Here is an 18,857-nt window from a genome sequence, read left to right on the forward strand (position 1 = left end):
ATCACCTTCGTCGGCGTGAACCTGACGTTCTTCCCGATGCACTTCTTGGGCCTCTCGGGCATGCCGCGCCGTATTCCGGATTATCCCGATGCGTTTGCGGGGTGGAACCAAGTGGCTTCCTACGGCGCATATCTGTCGTTCTTCGGCGCGCTGCTGTTCGTCTACATCGTCATCCGCACGCTGACCTCGGGTCAGAAGGTTGGCGCGAACTATTGGAATGCGGAAGATTCGACCCTGGAATGGACGGTAACCTCGCCGCCGCCGTTCCATACCTTCGATGAACTGCCGGTTCTGAAGGCCCCTTCGAACCACCATTGAGCCTAGGCCGGGGGCGTCTATGGGCGCTCCCGGATCGAATTCTGCCAAGCCGCCGCTCGGGGAGAGAGCAAGAGTGAGTGATGTAACCGTCAGCGTGGACACCAGGGGAGCCGTAGCGCAAGGCGCGACGGCGCGGGATTTCTTTGCCCTGCTGAAACCGCGCGTTATGTCGCTCGTTGTTTTTACCGGCGGCATTGGCCTGTTTCTCGCGCCGGGTGCGCTGCATCCGGTGCTGGCGTTTGCCGCGATCCTTTGCATTGCCGTGGGGGCCGGGGCGAGCGGGGCGATCAATATGTGGTACGACCGCGATATCGACGCGATCATGACCCGCACGCTGAACCGCCCGATTCCCAGTGGCCGCGTCGATCCCGCCGATGCTTTGGCGTTCGGGATCGTGCTGGCGGTCGCCTCGGTGATCGTCATGGGGCTGGCGGTCGGTTTTGCCGCCGCCCTGATGCTGGCGGTTTCCATCGCCTTTTATGTGTTCGTTTATACGATGTGGCTGAAGCGCCGCACGCCGCAGAATATCGTGATCGGCGGCGCGGCTGGGGCGTTTCCGCCGATGATCGGTTGGGCGGCGGTGACGGGCGATATTTCGCTCGCGAGCGTGCTGCTCTTCGCCATCATCTTCATGTGGACGCCCCCGCATTTCTGGGCGCTGGCCCTGTTCCGCTGCGAGGATTACACCCGCGCGGGCGTGCCGATGCTGCCCGTCACGGCGGGCGAGCCGGAAACCAAGAAACAGATTCTGCTCTATGCGCTCCTGCTGTGGCCGCTGACGTTGGCCCCCGTGCTGATCGGCACCCTGGGCGCGGTCTATGCCGGGGTGGCGCTAGTGCTGGGCGCGCTCTTCGTCGCGCAGGCCGTGGCCGTGGCGCGGGCGGATTTGGCTGCGACCCAGTATAAGGCGGCGAAACGCCTGTTCGGCTTTTCGATCCTCTATCTCTTCGCCCTCTTTGCCGTGATGCCGCTTGACCGCTGGGCCGGTCTGCCGGTTCCGGCGTGGATGATGTTCTAATGGCAGCGCCAATCCAAACCCCCTCGAAATCGCCGGAAGACCGCGCCAAGCGCGTGCGTGGCAAGAATCTGGCGATGCTCTGGACGCTGGTGGGCCTCGTGGTGCTGTTCTTCGCCATCACGATGGTTCAGGTCGGGCGGCTATGAGCGCGCAGGGTTCCGATAAGCGCAATCGGCGCACGCTGCTGTCGCTGGCGATGCTGGCGACCGGCATGCTGTGCCTCGCCTATGCGGCGGTGCCGCTCTATCAAATGTTCTGCCAGGTGACGGGCTTCGGCGGGGCGACGACGCGCGCGGAAACCGCCTCGACCCATACGGCGGAGCGCGTGATTATGGTGCGCTTCGATGCCAATACCGATGCCGCGCTGCCCTGGCGCTTCGAGCCGGTTCAGCGCAGCGTGGCGGTGAAATTGGGTGAAAACAGCCTGATTTTTTACCGCGCGAAGAATCTCTCAAAAGAGCCCATCACGGGCATTGCCTCCTTTAATGTCACACCGCTGAAAACCGGCGGCGTATTCAGCAAGGTCGCCTGCTTCTGCTTCGACGAGCAGACGTTGCAGCCCGGCGAGGAAATCGAAATGCCGGTGAGCTTCTACATCGATCCGGCGATGGCCGATGATCGGACGCTCGCCGACGTGAAAACCATCACCCTGTCCTACACCTTCTTTCGCGCGAAAGCGCAGACGGCGGCAGCGGCAGGGCCTAAAGCGGCGGCGGGCGGGTAAGGCCTAAAGCTTCTCTCTTAAGATATTCCCCTGCGGAATTGCCCAATTCAGTACGCCAACTCAGTACGACGGTAAGGAATAAAGGTTATGGCCCAACAAAAACATCCTTTCCATCTGGTCGATCCTAGCCCGTGGCCGCTGCTGTCGTCGCTGGCGGCGGGCGGTTTGGCGGGCGGTGCGATCCTGTATATGCACGGCAGCGGCCCGATTCTGCTGATTATCGCCTTCCTTGCGGTTCTCGGCTGCATGGCCGGTTGGTGGATGGATGTGGTGCGCGAAGGCGTGCATGAGGGCCATCACAATACGATTGTGAAGATCGGTCTGCGCTACGGCGTGATCTTCTTCATCATTTCGGAAGTCATGTTCTTCGTCGCCTTCTTCTGGGCTTTCTTTGACATGAGCCTGTTTCCGCGCTTGGGCCAATGGCCGCCGGAAGGGATTCAGGTTTTCAACCCGTTCGAACTGCCGCTGCTGAACACGCTGATTCTGCTGCTCTCGGGCACGACCGTGACTTGGGCGCATCACGCGCTGCTGCATAACGACCGCAAGGGGCTGGTGCAGGGCTTGGCGATCACGGTGGCCTTGGGCTTCATCTTCACGTTGCTGCAAGCCTATGAATATGCCCACGCGGCGTTCGGCTTCCGCGACGGGATTTACGCTTCCACCTTCTATCTGGCGACGGGCTTCCACGGCTTTCACGTGCTGGTCGGCACCATTTTCCTCGCGGTCTGCCTGTTCCGCGCGCAGAAGGGCCATTTCACGCCGGAAGCCCATGTGGGGTTCGAAGCGGCGGCTTGGTACTGGCATTTCGTCGATGCCGTGTGGCTGTTCCTCTTCGTCTGCATTTACTGGTGGGGCGGTGCCGGCGGCGTTGTCGCGGCGCATTAAGCCGAAGAGTTCCGGGAATGCAGGGAGGGGGCGCAGTTTGCGCCCCTTCTCGTTTTCGGCAGAATGCGCTACCTGACTGGTATGAGCTATCTTCAGGCGGAAAAACCGCTGAGCAATCTGCCCCTATTTCTTGCCGCCGGAATCGCTGTGGTGATTCTGATCGTGCTCGGCACGTGGCAATTGCAGCGTTTGGAGTGGAAGCAGGCGTTGATGACCGCGCGGCAAACCGCCGTGGCGGAAGAACCCCTGGCCCTGCTGCCGACGGGGGACGTCTCGACGATTGCCTTTCGGCGCTTGCGCCTGACCGGCTTCTACGATCCGCAGATTGAGTTTCACCTCTCCGGCCAGTCGCTCACCGGTACGCGCGGTATGAGCCAAGCGGGTTGGCACGTCGTCACCCCATTTCACTTGGCCGATGGGGCGGTCGTGATGGTCGATCGCGGTTTCGTGCCTTACGATTTGAAGGACCCGAGCCGCCGCGCGCCGGTGCCCTCGGGGGTGCAGAGCATCGAAGGGCTGATCCGCCCCCCCGGCCCGCGCGGCTGGATGGTGCCGGAAAATGATCTTCGCCAGAATGTCTGGTTCACCCTCGATCCCGAGGCGATGGCCCGCGCCGGTGGGCTTGCGGGGGTTGTGCCCTTCACGCTGGATTTGGTCGCCTCCAGCGCAGCGTCCGACGATTGGCCGCGTGGCGGGCAAACGCGGCTGGACCTACCGAATAACCATTTGCAATATGCCCTTACCTGGTATTCGTTGGCAGGGGTGCTGATTGTCGTCACGGGTCTGTTTGCGCGGGCGCGGCGGCGGGCGGCGTCGCGGACCACAGAGGAAGCACACGGATGACGGCACAGGCCGCTTATAAAAATCTCACCGATCATTTCGCCCGGATTGGCGCGTTGCGCGCCGTTGCCGGCATTCTGGGGTGGGACGCGGCAACGATGATGCCGAGCGGCAGCGCCGAAGCGCGCGCTGAGCAACAGGCGGCGCTGGATGTCGCCATTCACGAAAAGCTGAATGATCCGCGCGTGCAGGAATGGCTTGCCACCGCCGAAGGCGCGTCGCCTGAGGCAAAAGCCAATCTGCATGAAATTCGCCGCGATGTGGTGCATGCGACGGCGGTTCCTGCCGATTTGGTCGATGCCTTTGCGCGGGCCACTTCGGAATCAGAAATGACATGGCGCACCGCCCGCGCCGAGAATGATTTTGCGGCTTTGCTGCCCAAACTGCGCGTGCTTTTGGGCCTCGTCCGCGACATGGGGCAGGCGAAGGCTGAAGCCCTCGGCACTTCGGTTTACGATGCGCTGCTCGATCAGTTCGAGCCGGGCGGTCGGTCGGCCGACATCGATGTTCTGTTTGCCGATCTCGCCACGTTTCTGCCGGACCTCACCGAAAATGTGCTGGCGGCCCAAGCCCGTCGGCCGGCCCCGCTCGATCTGCCCGGCCCGTTCCCGGTCGCGACGCAAAAGGCGCTGGGCGAACGGTTGATGCGGGCGCTGGGGTTCGATTTCAATCGGGGGCGGCTCGATGTGTCGCACCATCCTTTCTGCGGCGGCGCGCCCGGCGATGTGCGCATCACCACGCGCTACAGCGAGGATAGTTTCTTTCCGGCGATGATGGGCGTGCTGCACGAAACCGGCCACGCCCTCTACGAAATCGGCCTTCCGCAACACCATCGCGGCCAGCCCATCGGTTATGCGCGCGGCATGAGCCTGCACGAAAGCCAATCGCTGTTAGTCGAGATGCAGGTCAGCCGCTCGCAGGCGTTCCTGACCTTCGCGACTCCCCTGATCCGCGAGGCGTTCGGCGGCAGCGGCCCGGCCTGGAGTGTGGAGAATCTCCGCGCCCATGCCACGCGCGTGGCGCGCGGTTTGATCCGGGTGAATGCCGATGAAGTCACTTATCCCGCCCATGTGATCCTGCGGTACCGGCTGGAGCGCGCGCTGATCGACGGATCTTTGGACCTCGCCGATCTGCCGGGCGCGTGGCGCGACGGCATGCAGGAACTCGTCGGCATCACCCCGCCCGATGATAAAGACGGCTGCCTGCAAGATATCCATTGGCCCGCCGGGCTGTTCGGCTATTTCCCCACCTATACGATGGGCGCGATGACGGCGGCGCAGCTTTATGCGGCGGCGCAAGCGGCGGTGCCGGAAATTCCCGATGAAATCGCCAAAGGCAATTTCGCGCCGCTGCTCGGTTGGCTGCGGGAAAAAATCCACGGCATCGGCTCGGCCCAGAGCACGCGCGATATTCTGATTGCCGCCACGGGGTCGCCCCTGTCGGTTACCTCCTTCCGCCGTCACCTGGAACAGCGGTATCTCCATGCTTAACCTTTTGCCTTAAGGACTGGACAGACTTTGCGCTATGTGAGCACGCGCGGTTCCGCGCCCGATCTGGCCTTCGATGATCTGTTGCTGACCGGCCTCGCCCGGGATGGCGGTCTCTACGTTCCGGCGGAATGGCCCAGTTTCACCCTGGCCGATTGGCGCGCATTGCGCGGCCTCTCGTACGCCGATCTCGCGACACGGCTGCTGGCCCCTTACGTCTGCTCGACCATTTCCGAAGAGGATTTGGCCGATATCGTCGCCAAAACCTATGCCGGGTTCCGGCATCCGGCCGTGGCCCCGCTCAAGCAGCTCGATACCAATTCCTACCTGATGGAGCTGTTCCACGGGCCGACGATTGCCTTCAAGGATTATGCCCTGCAACTCTTGGGGCGGCTGTTCGATCATGTGCTCGCGAAGCAGGGCAAGCGCGTCACGATCCTGGGGGCAACCTCCGGCGATACGGGCTCGGCGGCGATTGAAGCTTGCCGCGACCGCGACGCCGTGGATGTGTTCATTCTCTACCCCCACGGCCGCGTGTCGGACGTGCAGCGGCGGCAGATGACCACGGTTCCGGCCAAGAACGTGCGCGCGATTGCCGTAGAAGGCACCTTCGACGATTGCCAGGATATTGTGAAGGAACTCTTCGCGGATCTGGCTTTCCGCGATGCGGCGCATCTGTCGGCGGCGAATTCGATCAATTGGGCGCGGATCGTGGCGCAAATTGTTTATTATGTGTATGCGGCCTTGCAGCTCGGCGCGCCAGATCGGCACGTTAATTTCGCTGTGCCGACGGGGAATTTCGGCAATGTCTTCGCCGCCTATTGCGCCAAGCGCATGGGGCTGCCGATTGACCGGCTGGTAATCGGCACGAACCGCAACGATATTCTCACGCGCTTCTTCACCACGGGCGATATGTCGATTGCTGGGGTGGAGCCGAGCCTGTCGCCGTCGATGGATATTCAGGTGTCGAGCAATTTCGAGCGCCTGCTGTTCGATCTGCTGGAGCGCGATGGGCCGGAAGTGGCGCGCCGCATTGCCGAGTTCCGCGCCACCGGCAAACTGCATCTGGAAGCCGACCGGCTGAAGCGGGCACAGCGCCTCTTCTCCGCGACACAGCTTTCCGATGAGGATACGCTCACCACCATGCGCCGGGTGTACGAGCAGACCGGCGAGATTCTCGATCCCCATTCGGCGATTGCCGTTGGCAGTCTGCAGCGTTTGCAGGGCAATGACCGCGACCCGATGGTGGCGCTCGCCTGTGCCCATCCGGCGAAATTCCCGGCGGCGGTGCGTCAGGCCTTGGGCTTCGAAGCGCCGCTGCCGCCGCATCTTGGGCATCTGATGAATGCCAAGGAACGCTTTACCGTGCTGCCCGCGAAAGCGGCGGCGATTCGAGATTATGTGAGCGCCGAACTGCGCTTGGGAGCCTTCGCTTAATGGTGACTTTGTCCACGCTTCGCAACGGGCTCACGGTTCTAACCGACTATATGCCGGGGGCTGAAACTGTCTCCCTCGGTGTTTGGGTCGGCGTTGGCACGCGCGACGAAGCCGCCGAGCAGAACGGCATCGCGCATGTGCTAGAGCATATGGCCTTCAAAGGCACCTTGAGCCTGTCGGCGCGCGAGATCGCCGAGAAGATCGAGGACGTGGGCGGGCACCTCAACGCCTATACCACGCGCGAGCATACCGCCTATTACGCCAAGGTTTTGGCAGCCGATACGCCGCTCGCGGTGTCGTTGCTCGCTGATATTCTGCTGAACTCGGTGTTCGATGGGGAAGAGTTGACCCGCGAGCGCGCCGTGATTCTGCAAGAAATCGGCCAGGCGATGGACACGCCGGACGATGTTATTTTCGACCAGTTCCAGGAAATCGCCTACCCGGATCAGCCTTTGGGCCGCCCGGTGCTGGGGCGCGCCGAGATTGTCGAAAGCATCACGCGCGAGCAGCTTTCCGCCTACCTCAAGCGCCATTATCACCCGAAGAATATGATCGTCGCGGCGGCGGGGAAGATCGATCATGCCGCCTTTGAAGCGCTGGTGTCGGCAGCCTTTGGCGATATGACCGGCAGCGCCCTCGAAACTCTGCCGGCCCAAGCGCGCTATATCGGCGGCACGCAAATCGAGGCGCGCGACTTGGAGCAAAGCCATCTCGTCATCGGCTTTCCGACCGTCAGCGCCAATGATCCCGATTACTACGCCCTATCGGTCTATTCGACGATTCTGGGCGGCGGCATGTCCTCGCGTCTCTTCCAGGAAGTGCGCGAGAAGCGCGGGCTGGTTTATTCGGTCTATAGCTTCGCCTCCACCTACCGCGATACCGGCGTGATGGGGATTTACGCGGGCACCGGGCCGGACGAGTTGGCGAAACTCATCCCCGTCATCGCCGACGAAATCCAGCGCCTGCCCGATACGCTGACCGCGCCGGAAATCGCCCGCGCTCACGCCCAGTTGCGGGCCGGAACGCTGATGGCGCGCGAAAGCACCTCGGCGCGCGTCGAAGCCCTCGCGCAAAACTTCCTCACCTATGGCCGCACGGTCGAGGTGGCGGAAGTGCTAGAACGGCTGGCGGCGGTGAGTACCGACGATATTCGCCGCCTCGGGGGCCGCTTCATCACGGCGACGCCAACGCTGGCGTTGCTCGGGCCGGAAGCGACGTTGGACCCGATGGCCCTTTTTGCGGCCCGCCTGTCCCGCGCGGCGGCGTGACCCTATAGGGCGGGCGATGAGCCTTTTCGGACTGGGTTTTCCCGATTTGCAGCGGCGCGGTAGCCGCGTGCTGATCCGCCCGCCCCGCCTGAATGATTTCGCCCGCTGGGCCGAACTGCGGGCGGCGTCCCGCGCCTTTCTCGAACCCTGGGAGCCGAGCTGGGGGGAGGATGGGCTGTCGCGCCAACGCTTCCGCGCCCGGCTGACCGAACAGGGGCTGGCGTGGCGCGATGATCGCGGCTATGCGTTTTTCATCTTTGCGCTGGCCGATCACGGCCCAACAGGTGAGGGCGCGCTGGTGGGGGGGATCACCCTATCGGCGGTCCGGCGCGGTGTGGCGCAAATGGCCTCGGTCGGCTATTGGACCGGCGAGCCCTTCGCCCGCAAAGGCTATATGCGCGACGCCTTGCGCCTCGTGCTGGAGTTCGCGGCCAAAGACATCGAGTTGCACCGCGTCGAAGCCGCCTGCCTGCCGCGCAATCTCCCCAGCCGCGAGCTGCTGCTCACCTCGGGTTTTGTCGAAGAGGGGTTCGCGCAGCGCTATTTGAAGATCAATGGCGTCTGGGAGGATCATTGCCTGTTTGGGAAGATCGTTGGCGAGCCGGTGATGCCCTAAGCTAAACGCTCCCCGCACGGTGCAGCGCGCAACACCCGCTCGGTCGAGGCTGGATGCTTCAGCAGTTTCTCGGGCGGGCGGACCGGGCGTGTCACCAGATTGCCGCCGCAGTTGGGGCAGACGCCTGAAAACCCCCCTCGGCGCACGCTCGGCAAAAGGTGCATTCATAGGTACAGATCAGCGCATCGGCCTCGGGCGGCAAATCGCGGTCGCAGCATTCGCAGTTGGGGCGCAGGGCCAGCATGGGTGCACTTCCTCGGGCGGTTGACGTGCCCCCAGCATGGCGGCGCGGATTTCTGGCGTAAATGACAAGATGCCGCGATTTTCCGCCAAACGCCCGTTCTACAGCATCCCCTCGAACACCCGATCCGGCGGGCGGTGGCCGTCGGTGAAGGTTTTGATGTTGATGATGACGCGCTCGCCCATATCGACGCGTCCTTCCAAGGTGGCCGAGGCCATATGGGGCAGCAGCACGGCGGTTTTGGCGCGCAGCAGCTTGGGGTTGATATTGGGCTCGCGCTCATAGACATCGAGCCCCGCGCCGCCGATATCGCCCGCCAGCAGCAGATCGGCCAGGGTCTTTTCGTCGATGAGTTCGCCGCGCGCAGTATTAATAACGATGGCGTGTTTTTGAATGAGCTTCAGCCGCCGCGCCGAGAGAATATGGTAGGTCGCGGGCGTATGCGGGCAGTTGACCGAGACAATATCCATGCGCGCCAGCATCTGGTCGAGGCTTTCCCAATAGGTCGCCTCCAACTCGCCCTCAAGGTCCGCCGCCACCCGGTGCCGGTTGTGGTAATGCACCGAGAGGCCGAAGCCGCGCGCGCGCCGGGCAAGGGCGGTGCCGATGCGGCCCATGCCGACAATGCCAAGGCGCTTACCGTGAATCCGCCGCCCCAGCATCCAGTTTGGCGACCAGCCGTGCCATTCACCGTCGCGCAACACCCGCTCGCCTTCGGTAATGCGGCGGCAGACAGCAAGGATGAGGGCCATCGCCATATCGGCAGTATCCTCGGCCAAAAACGCCCGGCGTATTCGTAACCGTGATGCCTTTTTCCTTCGCGGCCTTCAGGTCGATATGATCGACGCCCGCGCCGAAGCTGGCGATCAGCTTCAGGTTCGGCCCGGCTTCGGCCAGCAAGGCTTCGTCGATGCGGTCGGTCACGGTCGGCACTAGCACGTCGGCGGTGCGCACGGCCTCGGTGAGCTGCTCCACGGTCAACGGCAGATCATCCAGGTTGAGCCGCGTGTCGAACAGCTCCATCATCCGGGTTTCGATCACGTCAGGCAGTTTGCGCGTGACGACAACGATGGGTTTCTTTCGGTTTGTCGGCATGCGGGCTCCCCCCCTAGAGGCAATCGATCATTTGTTTGGGCAGGGCGATAAAAGGCCCTGGGTTCAGCAAGGTCAATCTTGAAATCGCACCGCGCGGGTGCCAATGGTTCTGCCATGAAAAAAGTTTTTTGCGGCAATGCGATATCATCGATCCCTTTTGGCCCTCGCGGCCAGCGTGCTTTTGGCCCCGAGCGCCGGTTTGGCCCAGGGCACCGATACGTCGTTGCCGATCCCCCGCTTCGTCTCGCTGCGCTCCGACGAGGTGAATCTGCGCTTCGGCCCCGGCCAGCAATATCCCATCGAATGGGTGCTGAACCGCGCCAGCATGCCGGTGGAAATCACCCAAGAATATGAAACCTGGCGCAAAATCCGCGCGGTGGACGGCACCGAAGGCTGGGTGCATCAGCGCATGGTGGCGGGCAAGCGCACCGCCATCGTCATCGGCACCGAGCCGCAGATTCTCCGCCGCCGCCCGGAAGCCAATGGCCCCGCCGTGGCGCGGCTGGAGCCGGGGGTGATCGGCGATCTGAAAGAGTGCAAAGGCGATTGGTGCCGCCTGGAACTCCCCAAAGTGCGCGGCTGGCTGCGCCGGGCGGAGATTTGGGGCGTGTATCCGAAAGAGAATTTCGAGAATTAGCGGTCGCGCTAAGGCTTCGATTCCGGCGGCGGGTCGATGAGGGCAAAGCCCTTCGCCTGATACTCTTTGATGCAGGTCCAGACGTCGTCTTGCGCGCTTTTGGGATACTCGCCCCGCCACTGTGAGCAACTCCGAACCTCCCCCGTATTCGGGTGCCTCAGGCGATAGGCTTGGGTGAAATCGCACCCCGAAAGCGCGGTCACGGATAGGATCGAGACAAGATAAGGAAGCCGGAGGCGCATAATATCGGTCATCGTCCGATTCTCCTCGCGGAACTAAGTTTATGTCAGCGCGTAGATCACGGTCTCGCGCGTCTCCCGGTCTTCGAGGTCCAGCACCGTTGGGATCGTATAACGGGCAAGCTCAATCAGGCCGGTCTTGGGAACATAGGCCCGGCCTGGGTCGGCCAGGAGCACCGGCACGCCCCGCGCCGCCACAATCCGACCCCAGGCGATGGCTTTTTCCGCCAGGGGTTTTTCATAGCACATATCGCCGACCAGCAGCAGATCGATGCTCTCGGGCGGCGGGCTCGCCAGCAGGTCGGTGCTCAGCGCGCGCACCTGCGGCAGGCCATTGGCTTCGGCGTTCAGAGTGATGGCGGTGCAGGCGTAGACATCGATATCGGCGGCCAGTACCGAGACCGCGCCCGCCTTGGCGGCGGCGAGGGAGGTGATGCCGCAGCCCGCGCCCAAATCGAGCACGCGCTTGCCTGCGGCCAAGTCGGGGTTATCGAGCAGATAGCGCGCCAGCGCCTGCCCCCCCGGCCACGCAAAAGCCCAATAGGGCGGCGGCAGGTTCGATTGCTGCAACTCGGCCTCGGTCGCCTGCCACAGCGGCAGGGCCTCGTCGGCGAGATGAAGAAGCAGTTCGGGAACGGCGCTCGGCGGTTTCAGCGCCGTTTGGGCGCGGATGAAGGTGAGCGCGTCAGCCAAACAAGAATCCCCCAAGAAACAAAGGTATCAGCACCAGCCAGCCGACAAAGCGGTTGGCGCGGAACAGCAGCAGGCATTGATCGGGCTCGTCGATGCGCAGCCAGACCAACTGCCAAAGGAAGTGCGCCCCGGCGAACAGGGCGACGCTCAGCGCGAGCCCCCAGCCCCACCCGGCGGCCAGAATCGCCGCCGCCAGCAGGGCCACGGTTCCCGCGTAGAAAAAGCTCAACCAACGCCCGGTTGCTGCGCCGAAGCGCAGCGCGGTGGATTTCACGCCGATGCGCGCGTCGTCGTCCTTATCCTGATGGGCGTAGATCGTATCGTAGCCGAGCGTCCACAGAATCCCCGCGCCATAGAGCAGCAGGGCGGGCAGATCGAGGGTGCCGCGCACGGCGGTCCAGCCCATCAAAGCCCCCCAGTTGAAGGCGAGCCCCAGCACGAACTGCGGCCAATGGGTAACGCGCTTCATCAGCGGATAGACGGCGATCAGCAGCGTCGAGGCCAGCCCCAGGGCGATGGCGGTCTTGTTCAGCGCCAGCAGCACGGCGAGACCGATAAAACATTGCGCCGCGAGAAAAATACCCGCCTGCATCATCGAGACTTCGCCCGAGGCGAGCGGGCGCAGGGCGGTGCGGGCGACTTGCCGGTCGAACTCCCGGTCCATCATATCATTGACGGTGCAGCCCGCGCCGCGCATGGCGAGCGCCCCAATGGCGAACAGCAGGTACAGCCAAAGATTCTGCGAACCCGCCAGCGCGAGGCCCCACCAGCACGGGAACAGCAACAGCCAGGTGCCAATCGGTCGGTCGAGCCGCGCCAGCTTGGCATAGGGCCGCCAGGGCGCTGGCAAGAGGGCAATCAGGCCGGTTTCCTGAATATCGCTGCGGGTCGTGTTCATGGGCGGCATGATTGGCACAGCGTCTCAAGAAAACAAGGTGAATTGATCGCCAAGGGTCGGCGGCGGTGCAAAGCGCGTGCAATCGAGTTCCCACGCCGGGGCGGCGAGACCGTAGCGCGTGCGGGCGAGGCGCAAACGCTGGCCGATCATGTCCGCAACCGGCCCGGTGCCGCGAAAGCGCTCGCCGGGTTTCGCCTTATAGAGTTGCCCTTCGCGGCATTGGCGAATCAGCGACAGCACCCTTTCGGCCCGCTGCGGGCGATGTTCACGCAACCAGGCCTCCATGAGCGGGGCGACCTCCATCGGCAAGCGAATGAGAATGGCACTGGCGGTGCGCGCCCCGGCCTGCGCGGCTGCCTCTAGGATCGCCTCCAACTCGTGATCGTTAAGGCCGGGGATCATCGGCGAGGCGAAGACGGCGACGGGAACCCCGGCGTCCGAGAGCTGCCGGATCGCTTCGATCCGGCGGGCGGGGGTGGGGGCGCGTGGCTCGAGCAGACGGGCAAGGTCGCGGTCGAGCGTCGTGACGGAAATGGCAACCCGAACGAGATTCTGCGCCGCCATCGGGGCGAGAATATCCAAATCGCGGGTAATGAGCGCCGCCTTGGTGGTGATGCCGACCGGGTGCTGAAAGTCGCGCAGCACTTCCAGCACCTGCCGCATGAGGCCGAGGCTGCGTTCAATCGGCTGATAGGGATCGGTATTGGTGCCAATGGCGAGCGGCGCGACCTTATAACTCTTCTTCCGCAGGGCTTCGGTCAGCAGGCGCGGCGCATCGGGCTTAGCGATCAGCTTGGTTTCGAAATCCAGCCCCGGCGCGAGGCCCCAATAGGCGTGAGTCGGGCGGGCGAAACAATAGGCGCAGCCGTGCTCGCAACCGCGATAAATGTTAAGCGACTGGCGGAACGGCAAATCCAGCGCGGTTTGCTGGACGATGATGCTCTTGCTGGTATCGAAGCTTACCTCGGTGCGCGGCGGCGGCTGTTCCTCCTGGCTCCAGCCATCGTCGAGGGCGACGCGGGACAGAAGTTCATAGCGATTATCCGACGCCCCTATCGCGCCCCGGCCTTTCAGCACGGGGGCGGGCAGTTGGATATCGGTGAAGGCGGGCGAGGGCATGCCCGCGACTATAATGAAAGCTTAAGAACAAATAAAGAACATTTATATTTCGAGCAGGCCTTGATGTCGATTGCGGCGCAACAGGCTAGGAATGCCCGGCAAGGGGATCGTCCCCGAAGCGGTTTGGTCCCGTCGTGCCTTTGGTAACGTTGAGTACGATCAGAACGATCCAACCGATGATCGGCACAAGCCAGAGCAGCCACCACCAGCCAGATTTATCAATATCATGCATGCGGCGAAAAAAAACGGCGAAGCTGGGGAAGAATAATCCCAAGCTAACAAGCCCAGAGAAGACGCCGCTCATCGACTCGGGTTCAAATAGAGAGGCGGCAACCGAGGCAACAATCGAGAAAAGTGTGAAATACCAATATTCAGAACGCGACGCCCGGCCTTGGAAATCGAAGAATTTTCGCAGGCAGGTCTGGACTGACTCTTGAAAATTCATAACGAGGAGCCCCATACGGTTAAAGGATTAAACCTATGGATGCAAAAAATGTCGAGCTTCGGCAAATGAGTCAATCCTGAGAAAAATACCAGGAAGAACTATCGAGGCTTAGAGAAATAGGCGCGACATAGACCTGGACAAGGGCTGGAAAACTATATTTTTAACCGCGCCGATTTTCGCCGAAACGCTGCATCTGGGGGGCAGGCTCGCGCCTAAAGAGGGCGTAAGACGTCTCGGTTCTTTTTCAATTTCCTAAATCTAAGGATGCAACACATGACACGCTTTGCGAGCCTCGCGCTGGCGGGATTGATGATGACTGCCGTACCGGCTTCGGCGCAAACGGCGGCTTCCTGGGTGGGGCTGTTGCCGGGCAATATGCTGGTCGCAATCGACGGGCAAACGGCCCGCGTCGGCAAACCGATGGCGATTAAGGGCGTCGACGGCACAATCGTTGGGATCGACGTGCGCCCGGCCAATGGCAAGCTCTATGCCCTCACCCTCAGCGGCGGGCTCTATACGCTCGATCCGAAAACGGGCATGGCGACGCTGGCGAGCCAGCTCAGTCAAGGGGTGAATACCGGCTTGAACCCCGTCGTCGATTTCAACCCGGTCGCCGACCGGCTGCGCGTGCTCGGCGTCGATGGCGCGAGCTATCGTATCAATGTCGATAGCGGTATGGTCACGGTCGATGGCACGCTGAAATATGATCCCGCCGATGCCGCCGCCGGGAAAGCGCCGATGGTGCAGGCCGGGGCCTATAGCAATTCTTTCGCTGGAACCAAGGAAACCGGGCTCTATGATATCGATAGCGCGCTCGGCACCTTCCTGGTGCAGGCCCCGCCCAACGACGGGATTCTGAAAACACGCGGGGCTTTAGGCGTGAAACTCAGCGCGCCCATCGCCTTCGACATCGTCGCCGACGGTACGGGCGGCAACCTTGGGTATCTCGTGTTGGGTAAAAGCCTCTATACGGTCGATATCGCCACGGGCAAGACGACGAAAAAAGTCCGATCTGAAAGGCCTCTCCGGTAGCCTGCGCGATATTGCGGCTTTGCCGAAGATGTAAGGCGGGTTCCGAGAGGGCCTTTCGCCCTCTCGGGCTCTCCCAACCAGGGCCAACGGCCTATTTCGCGTTCATCCGAATCGCGCCATCCAGGCGAATGGTGGAGCCGTTCAGCATGGTCTGGCGGCAGATGGTGAGAACCAACGCCGCGTAATCTTCCGCTGTGCCGAGGCGTGAGGGGAAGGGGACGGAGGCGGCGAGGCTCTCTTGCACCGCAGGCGGCATGGCGGCCAACATCGGCGTGCCGAAAATCCCCGGCGCAATCGTCATCACGCGCACGCCTTTGCCCGCGAACTCGCGCGCCAGCGGCAGCGTCATCGCCGCAACCCCGCCTTTCGAGGCGGCATAGGCGGCTTGGCCGATCTGGCCTTCGAAAGCGGCGACCGAGGCCGTGGTGATAATCACGCCGCGCTCGCCTTCGGCCAGGGGCTCTAGCGCCAGCATGCCTGCTGCGGCAACGCGCAGGGCATTGAACGTGCCAATCAGATTAACCGAAATGACTTTGCTGAAGGCATTCGAGCGCCATCGGCCCGTCGCGTCCCACCGCGCGCGCGGCGGGGGCAATCCCGGCGCAGGCGACGAGAATGCGGGCGGGGCCGTGGGCGGCGGCGGCTTTGTCGATGGCGCTTTCGACGGCGGCGGCATCGCTCACATCCGCCGGGCAGGCGAGCGCGCCCAAGCTGGCGGCGGCATCATCGAGCTTTGCGCCGGGCAGATCGATCAGCGCGACTTTCGCCCCCGCTGCAATCAGCGCTTGCGCCGTGCCATAGCCGAGGCCCGATGCGCCGCCCGTGACGAGGGCGGCCTGTCCTACGATATCCATGCGTTTCTCTCCCGAACCTTGGTGGTGTTTCTCTGAGGCGCGACGATGCGGCGGCTTTCCGTGAAGGTCAAGTCGCCCCGCGACTAAGCCCCCGTAAGAGGGCCGTGATGACGGCGAGATAGTTTCCCTGCACGTCGGCTTCGGCAGCGGCGGCCCGGTCGAACAGCGCATCCAGCAGATCGGTGAGAACAGCGGCGGGGACAGGCGGCAACGCCCCGCTGGTAAGGGCCGCTTCCACCCCTTCGGCCAGGCTGGCGCGGGCCAGATCGAGCGTCACCGTCTCCGCCTGTCCCAGCACGGAAGGCGCTTCGACGAGCAGAAGCCGCCGTCGCCCAGCGTCGCCCATCGCTGCCAGATAGGCCGCGCCACCATCGATCAGCGCCGCAATCGGATCGGCGGGCGTCGCCGTTGCGGCCTCGATCGCAGTAACGAGCGCGCGCTGTTCGGCCTCGATCACGGCGCGGAATAGGTCGATTTTATCGGCGAAATGATGGTAGAGCGCGCCGCGCGTCACCCCGGCGGCGGTAACAATCTCCGGCGTGCCGGTCGCGCTATAGCCCTGCGCGGCGAAGAGGGCGCGCGCAGCGCTTACCAGGCGCTCCGCGTGGCAGCGCGCCGGTCGGCTTGTGGCACAGGGGCCGGGCGTGGCTTTCCCTCTTGCATACGTGCAGCCTGTATGTTTAAAGATAGATACAGGCTGCTTGTATCATTCATTCCCGATTTCGCCTAGGAGGTTCCGATGCGCTGCACGGCCTATTACCCCGTTCTTCTCACCGATAAGGTTGCGGAAACCGCGCGCTTTTACGAAGCCCATTTCGGCTTTTTCCGGGCGTTCGAGAGCGATTGGTACGTGCATCTCCAATCCAGGACCGATGCCGCGATCAATCTGGCGGTGCTGGATTATCGGCACGAAACGATTCCGGCGCCGGGACGGGCTCCCAGCGCCGGACTGATTCTGAACTTCGAGGTCGAAGCCGTGGAAGCCGAATATGCGCGCCTCACGGCGGCGGGGCTGCCGATTCTGCTGAGCTTACGCAGCGAAAGCTTCGGGCAGCGCCATTTCATTACCGCCGATCCGAACGGGGTGCTGATCGACATCATCACCCCGATTCCGCCGAGTGCCGAGTTCGCAGGCCAATATACGCCGGAAACCCTGGCCCGGATTGATGCGGCTCAGGCCGTGCGAACCGACTGAACGAAGCCTTCGACTTCCTGCTTGAGCTTATCGGACTGGTTGGCGAGCGTTGCGGCGGCGCTCAGCACATGGGCGGCCGACGTGCCGGTTTCGGCAGCCACCGCCGAAACGGTGGTGACGGCGCGGGAGGCTTCTTCCGTGCCGCTCGCCGCCTGCTGAACATTGCGGCTGATCTCGCCGGTTGCGGCCCCTTGCTGCTCGATCGCGGCGGCAATCGTCGTGGTAATATCGTTGATCTGGCCGATGACCGTGCCGATCGCGCCGATCTCCGTCACGGTTTCCGAGGTCGCCGATTGGATCTGGTTAACCTGCGTCTGGATTTCCTGGGTCGCCTGGGCGGTTTGATTGGCCAGCGTTTTCACTTCGGCAGCGACCACGGCAAAGCCCTTCCCGGCTTCCCCGGCGCGGGCGGCTTCGATGGTGGCGTTCAGGGCGAGAAGATTGGTCTGGCTGGCAATCGATTCGATGATCTGCACGATTTCGCCGATGCGCTGGGCGGCAACCGCAAGGCCGCTCACCGACCGGCTGGTTTTCTCGGCCTGGCTTACCGCTTGCCCGGCAATCGTGGTGGATTGCGAGACTTGGCGGGAGATTTCGCGGATTGAGGCCGACAGTTCCTCAGCGGCGGCGGCGACCGAATGCACATTCGTTGCGGTTTGTTCGACGGCGGCAACGGCGGTTTGGGTTTGCTGATTGGTGCTATCGGCGGCGGCGGTCATCGAGCGCGCGTCGATATTGAGATCGCGCGCCGAAGTGCCGAGGGCTTCGACGACGGCACTGACGCTGCGCTCGAAGCGGTCGGCGAGATCGCGCATCGCGGCGGCGCGTTCGGCGGCGGCGCGGGCTTTGGCGGCTTCCTGCTCGGTGGTGAGGCGCTGCACTTCTGCCGCATTATCCTTGAACACCTGCACGGCTGCGGCCATTTCGCCCACTTCATCGCCGCGCCCGGTGCCCGGAATGGTGACGGAGAGGTCGCCCTTGGCGAGTTTGCGCATCACCTCGGCCAGAGTGCGCAAGGGGCGCACTGCACTCATCGACCAGAAGGCAAGGCCGATGCCGAGCAAAACCGCCCCGCCGACCAGCCCGAGGGCGAGAAGCTGGAAGCCGCGCGCCACTTGGCTGGCCTTGTGGGCAATGGCATTATTCTTCTGCTCTTGCAGATCGATGAATTGATTGATGCGCCCCAGCCATTCGACGAAGAGCGGGCGGGATTGCTCGACACTCTTTTTGATCTGCTCGGCATCGCCCTTCTGCTGCGCATCGAGCGCCTGCTTGATGAGCGGCAGGGTTTTGGCTTCGGTTTCCTTGATACTCGCCAGCAAGCGGCGCTCTTCGGGGGCGATATCCGTGCGCGCTGCGAAGAGTTTATCGAGCGGGTCGGCGGCTTCGGCATAGAAGCGCGTCAGTTTTTCGATCTCGCTCACCACGGCGCGGGCGGCGGTGGCATCGGTGACGAGCACCAGATCGCGCACATTGATCGCGCGGTCGTGGACACTACCGCGAAAATTGATCGCATAGCGCTGTTTGACACCGTTGACGTCGTTAACTTCGGTCAAACCCGCGTCGATCTTACTCACTTCGCGGATACTGATAATGGCTTGGGCCACCATCAGCACAAGAATTGCGGCAAATCCAAGGGCCAAGCGCGGCCCGATCCGCATAGACTTCAGGATCGCCATTCGAATCTCGCAATATGACTAGGGGGAAAAAACAAAGCGCCGAGGGACCTTAACGGTGTCTTTATCTGGGTTCAAGGATGGCACTCTGCCTAGCCCTCTGAAGAGGAGTGCTAAAATAATCAGGAGTGATGGCG

21 protein-coding genes and 2 pseudogenes are annotated in these 18,857 nt (G+C 62.9%); 13 read left to right on the top strand and 10 right to left on the bottom strand.

Features of this window, described 5'->3' with window-relative positions; genetic code table 11:
* The 10 genes from VZ95_RS01480 to VZ95_RS01520 all read left to right on the top strand — a co-directional run.
* Positions 1-318, top strand: a 318-nt coding sequence (locus tag VZ95_RS01480; RefSeq protein WP_045774306.1) for a cbb3-type cytochrome c oxidase subunit I, incomplete at its 5' end; no start/stop codon positions are given.
* 73 nt (positions 319-391) lie between these two features.
* Entirely contained in the window at positions 392-1,336 is a 945-nt protein-coding gene (locus tag VZ95_RS01485) for a heme o synthase (RefSeq protein ID WP_045774307.1), read from the top strand.
* The gene (locus tag VZ95_RS24915; protein ID WP_198148020.1) at positions 1,336-1,482 is read left to right on the top strand and encodes a hypothetical protein; all 147 of its coding nucleotides are present in this window, start codon (positions 1,336-1,338) and stop codon (positions 1,480-1,482) included. The genes VZ95_RS01485 and VZ95_RS24915 overlap by 1 nt, the downstream gene beginning before the upstream one ends.
* Positions 1,479-2,060, top strand: a complete 582-nt coding sequence (locus tag VZ95_RS01490; protein ID WP_045774308.1) for a cytochrome c oxidase assembly protein — start codon at positions 1,479-1,481, stop codon at positions 2,058-2,060. The genes VZ95_RS24915 and VZ95_RS01490 overlap by 4 nt, the downstream gene beginning before the upstream one ends.
* 87 nt (positions 2,061-2,147) lie before the next feature.
* Positions 2,148-2,948, top strand: a complete 801-nt coding sequence (locus VZ95_RS01495) for a cytochrome c oxidase subunit 3 (protein ID WP_045774309.1) — start codon at positions 2,148-2,150, stop codon at positions 2,946-2,948.
* A gap of 63 nt (positions 2,949-3,011) precedes the next feature.
* Positions 3,012-3,791: an SURF1 family protein gene (locus VZ95_RS01500; RefSeq protein ID WP_084627508.1), complete on the top strand. Its 780-nt coding sequence runs from the start codon at positions 3,012-3,014 to the stop codon at positions 3,789-3,791.
* The gene (locus VZ95_RS01505; RefSeq protein WP_045774311.1) at positions 3,788-5,278 is read left to right on the top strand and encodes a carboxypeptidase M32; all 1,491 of its coding nucleotides are present in this window, start codon (positions 3,788-3,790) and stop codon (positions 5,276-5,278) included. The genes VZ95_RS01500 and VZ95_RS01505 overlap by 4 nt, the downstream gene beginning before the upstream one ends.
* A gap of 27 nt (positions 5,279-5,305) precedes the next feature.
* On the top strand, positions 5,306-6,712 hold the full coding sequence (thrC, locus tag VZ95_RS01510) for a threonine synthase (RefSeq protein WP_045774312.1): 1,407 nt from the start codon (positions 5,306-5,308) through the stop codon (positions 6,710-6,712).
* Positions 6,712-7,980 (top strand): M16 family metallopeptidase, encoded by a 1,269-nt coding sequence (locus VZ95_RS01515; RefSeq protein ID WP_045774313.1) that lies wholly within the window; start codon positions 6,712-6,714, stop codon positions 7,978-7,980. The genes thrC and VZ95_RS01515 overlap by 1 nt, the downstream gene beginning before the upstream one ends.
* A gap of 16 nt (positions 7,981-7,996) precedes the next feature.
* Positions 7,997-8,596, top strand: a complete 600-nt coding sequence (locus VZ95_RS01520) for a GNAT family N-acetyltransferase (RefSeq protein WP_045774314.1) — start codon at positions 7,997-7,999, stop codon at positions 8,594-8,596.
* A 91-nt stretch (positions 8,597-8,687) separates the two neighbouring features.
* Here the strand turns inward: VZ95_RS01520 and VZ95_RS26485 are convergent, their stop codons facing one another.
* Together VZ95_RS26485 and VZ95_RS01530 are read right to left on the bottom strand one after the other, a co-directional pair.
* On the bottom strand, positions 8,688-8,840 hold the full coding sequence (locus VZ95_RS26485) for a DUF1272 domain-containing protein (RefSeq protein ID WP_232302432.1): 153 nt from the start codon (positions 8,838-8,840) through the stop codon (positions 8,688-8,690).
* Positions 8,841-8,938: 98 nt separating this feature from the next.
* A pseudogene (locus tag VZ95_RS01530) lies at positions 8,939-9,932 on the bottom strand (2-hydroxyacid dehydrogenase).
* A 175-nt stretch (positions 9,933-10,107) separates the two neighbouring features.
* Here VZ95_RS01530 and VZ95_RS01535 point away from each other — a divergent pair.
* The gene (locus tag VZ95_RS01535) at positions 10,108-10,569 is read left to right on the top strand and encodes an SH3 domain-containing protein (RefSeq protein WP_232302433.1); all 462 of its coding nucleotides are present in this window, start codon (positions 10,108-10,110) and stop codon (positions 10,567-10,569) included.
* A gap of 8 nt (positions 10,570-10,577) precedes the next feature.
* Here the strand turns inward: VZ95_RS01535 and VZ95_RS01540 are convergent, their stop codons facing one another.
* The 5 genes from VZ95_RS01540 to VZ95_RS01560 all read right to left on the bottom strand — a co-directional run bounded on the left by VZ95_RS01540 (position 10,578) and on the right by VZ95_RS01560 (position 13,978).
* Positions 10,578-10,823, bottom strand: coding sequence for a hypothetical protein (locus VZ95_RS01540; protein WP_045774316.1), 246 nt, complete (start codon positions 10,821-10,823; stop codon positions 10,578-10,580).
* A gap of 27 nt (positions 10,824-10,850) precedes the next feature.
* Positions 10,851-11,501, bottom strand: a complete 651-nt coding sequence (locus VZ95_RS01545) for a class I SAM-dependent methyltransferase (protein WP_156994938.1) — start codon at positions 11,499-11,501, stop codon at positions 10,851-10,853.
* Positions 11,494-12,408 carry a 4-hydroxybenzoate octaprenyltransferase gene (ubiA, locus tag VZ95_RS01550; protein ID WP_045774318.1) on the bottom strand — a complete coding sequence of 305 codons (915 nt, stop codon included), beginning with the start codon at positions 12,406-12,408 and terminating at the stop codon, positions 11,494-11,496. The genes VZ95_RS01545 and ubiA overlap by 8 nt, the downstream gene beginning before the upstream one ends.
* A gap of 15 nt (positions 12,409-12,423) precedes the next feature.
* Positions 12,424-13,518, bottom strand: a complete 1,095-nt coding sequence (locus VZ95_RS01555; protein WP_045774319.1) for a PA0069 family radical SAM protein — start codon at positions 13,516-13,518, stop codon at positions 12,424-12,426.
* Positions 13,519-13,603: 85 nt separating this feature from the next.
* Entirely contained in the window at positions 13,604-13,978 is a 375-nt protein-coding gene (locus tag VZ95_RS01560) for a DUF805 domain-containing protein (RefSeq protein WP_232302434.1), read from the bottom strand.
* 258 nt (positions 13,979-14,236) lie between these two features.
* Here VZ95_RS01560 and VZ95_RS01565 point away from each other — a divergent pair, with 258 nt between their 5' ends.
* Complete coding sequence (locus VZ95_RS01565) at positions 14,237-14,995, top strand: DUF4394 domain-containing protein (protein ID WP_052711386.1); 759 nt, start codon at positions 14,237-14,239, stop codon at positions 14,993-14,995.
* A 91-nt stretch (positions 14,996-15,086) separates the two neighbouring features.
* Here the strand turns inward: VZ95_RS01565 and VZ95_RS01570 are convergent.
* Together VZ95_RS01570 and VZ95_RS01575 are read right to left on the bottom strand one after the other, a co-directional pair.
* A pseudogene (locus tag VZ95_RS01570) lies at positions 15,087-15,849 on the bottom strand (SDR family NAD(P)-dependent oxidoreductase).
* Between the two features lie 67 nt (positions 15,850-15,916).
* Complete coding sequence (locus VZ95_RS01575; protein WP_198148021.1) at positions 15,917-16,537, bottom strand: TetR/AcrR family transcriptional regulator; 621 nt, start codon at positions 16,535-16,537, stop codon at positions 15,917-15,919.
* A 51-nt stretch (positions 16,538-16,588) separates the two neighbouring features.
* On the opposite strand from VZ95_RS01575, the gene VZ95_RS01580 reads away from it, so the two are divergent.
* The gene (locus VZ95_RS01580) at positions 16,589-17,044 is read left to right on the top strand and encodes a VOC family protein (protein WP_045774322.1); all 456 of its coding nucleotides are present in this window, start codon (positions 16,589-16,591) and stop codon (positions 17,042-17,044) included.
* On the opposite strand, the gene VZ95_RS01585 is transcribed toward VZ95_RS01580, so the two are convergent.
* Positions 17,023-18,723 carry a methyl-accepting chemotaxis protein gene (locus tag VZ95_RS01585; RefSeq protein ID WP_045774323.1) on the bottom strand — a complete coding sequence of 567 codons (1,701 nt, stop codon included), beginning with the start codon at positions 18,721-18,723 and terminating at the stop codon, positions 17,023-17,025. The genes VZ95_RS01580 and VZ95_RS01585 overlap by 22 nt on opposite strands.
* Between the last annotated feature and the right edge of the window lie 134 nt (positions 18,724-18,857).

This window comes from Elstera litoralis (assembly GCF_000963705.1).
GTDB classification, from domain to species: domain Bacteria; phylum Pseudomonadota; class Alphaproteobacteria; order Elsterales; family Elsteraceae; genus Elstera; species Elstera litoralis.

Coding starts and splice junctions, on each gene's coding strand:
- VZ95_RS24915 (WP_198148020.1), top strand. CDS start 1,336: ATGGCAGCGCCAATCCAAACCCCCTCGAAATCGCCGGAAGACCGCGCC.
- VZ95_RS01490 (WP_045774308.1), top strand. CDS start 1,479: ATGAGCGCGCAGGGTTCCGATAAGCGCAATCGGCGCACGCTGCTGTCG.
- VZ95_RS01495 (WP_045774309.1), top strand. CDS start 2,148: ATGGCCCAACAAAAACATCCTTTCCATCTGGTCGATCCTAGCCCGTGG.
- VZ95_RS01500 (WP_084627508.1), top strand. CDS start 3,012: ATGCGCTACCTGACTGGTATGAGCTATCTTCAGGCGGAAAAACCGCTG.
- VZ95_RS01505 (WP_045774311.1), top strand. CDS start 3,788: ATGACGGCACAGGCCGCTTATAAAAATCTCACCGATCATTTCGCCCGG.
- VZ95_RS01515 (WP_045774313.1), top strand. CDS start 6,712: ATGGTGACTTTGTCCACGCTTCGCAACGGGCTCACGGTTCTAACCGAC.
- VZ95_RS01520 (WP_045774314.1), top strand. CDS start 7,997: ATGAGCCTTTTCGGACTGGGTTTTCCCGATTTGCAGCGGCGCGGTAGC.
- VZ95_RS26485 (WP_232302432.1), bottom strand. CDS start 8,840: ATGCTGGCCCTGCGCCCCAACTGCGAATGCTGCGACCGCGATTTGCCG.
- VZ95_RS01540 (WP_045774316.1), bottom strand. CDS start 10,823: ATGACCGATATTATGCGCCTCCGGCTTCCTTATCTTGTCTCGATCCTA.
- ubiA (WP_045774318.1), bottom strand. CDS start 12,408: ATGCCGCCCATGAACACGACCCGCAGCGATATTCAGGAAACCGGCCTG.
- VZ95_RS01555 (WP_045774319.1), bottom strand. CDS start 13,518: ATGCCCTCGCCCGCCTTCACCGATATCCAACTGCCCGCCCCCGTGCTG.
- VZ95_RS01560 (WP_232302434.1), bottom strand. CDS start 13,978: ATGGGGCTCCTCGTTATGAATTTTCAAGAGTCAGTCCAGACCTGCCTG.
- VZ95_RS01565 (WP_052711386.1), top strand. CDS start 14,237: ATGACACGCTTTGCGAGCCTCGCGCTGGCGGGATTGATGATGACTGCC.
- VZ95_RS01580 (WP_045774322.1), top strand. CDS start 16,589: ATGCGCTGCACGGCCTATTACCCCGTTCTTCTCACCGATAAGGTTGCG.
- VZ95_RS01585 (WP_045774323.1), bottom strand. CDS start 18,723: ATGGCGATCCTGAAGTCTATGCGGATCGGGCCGCGCTTGGCCCTTGGA.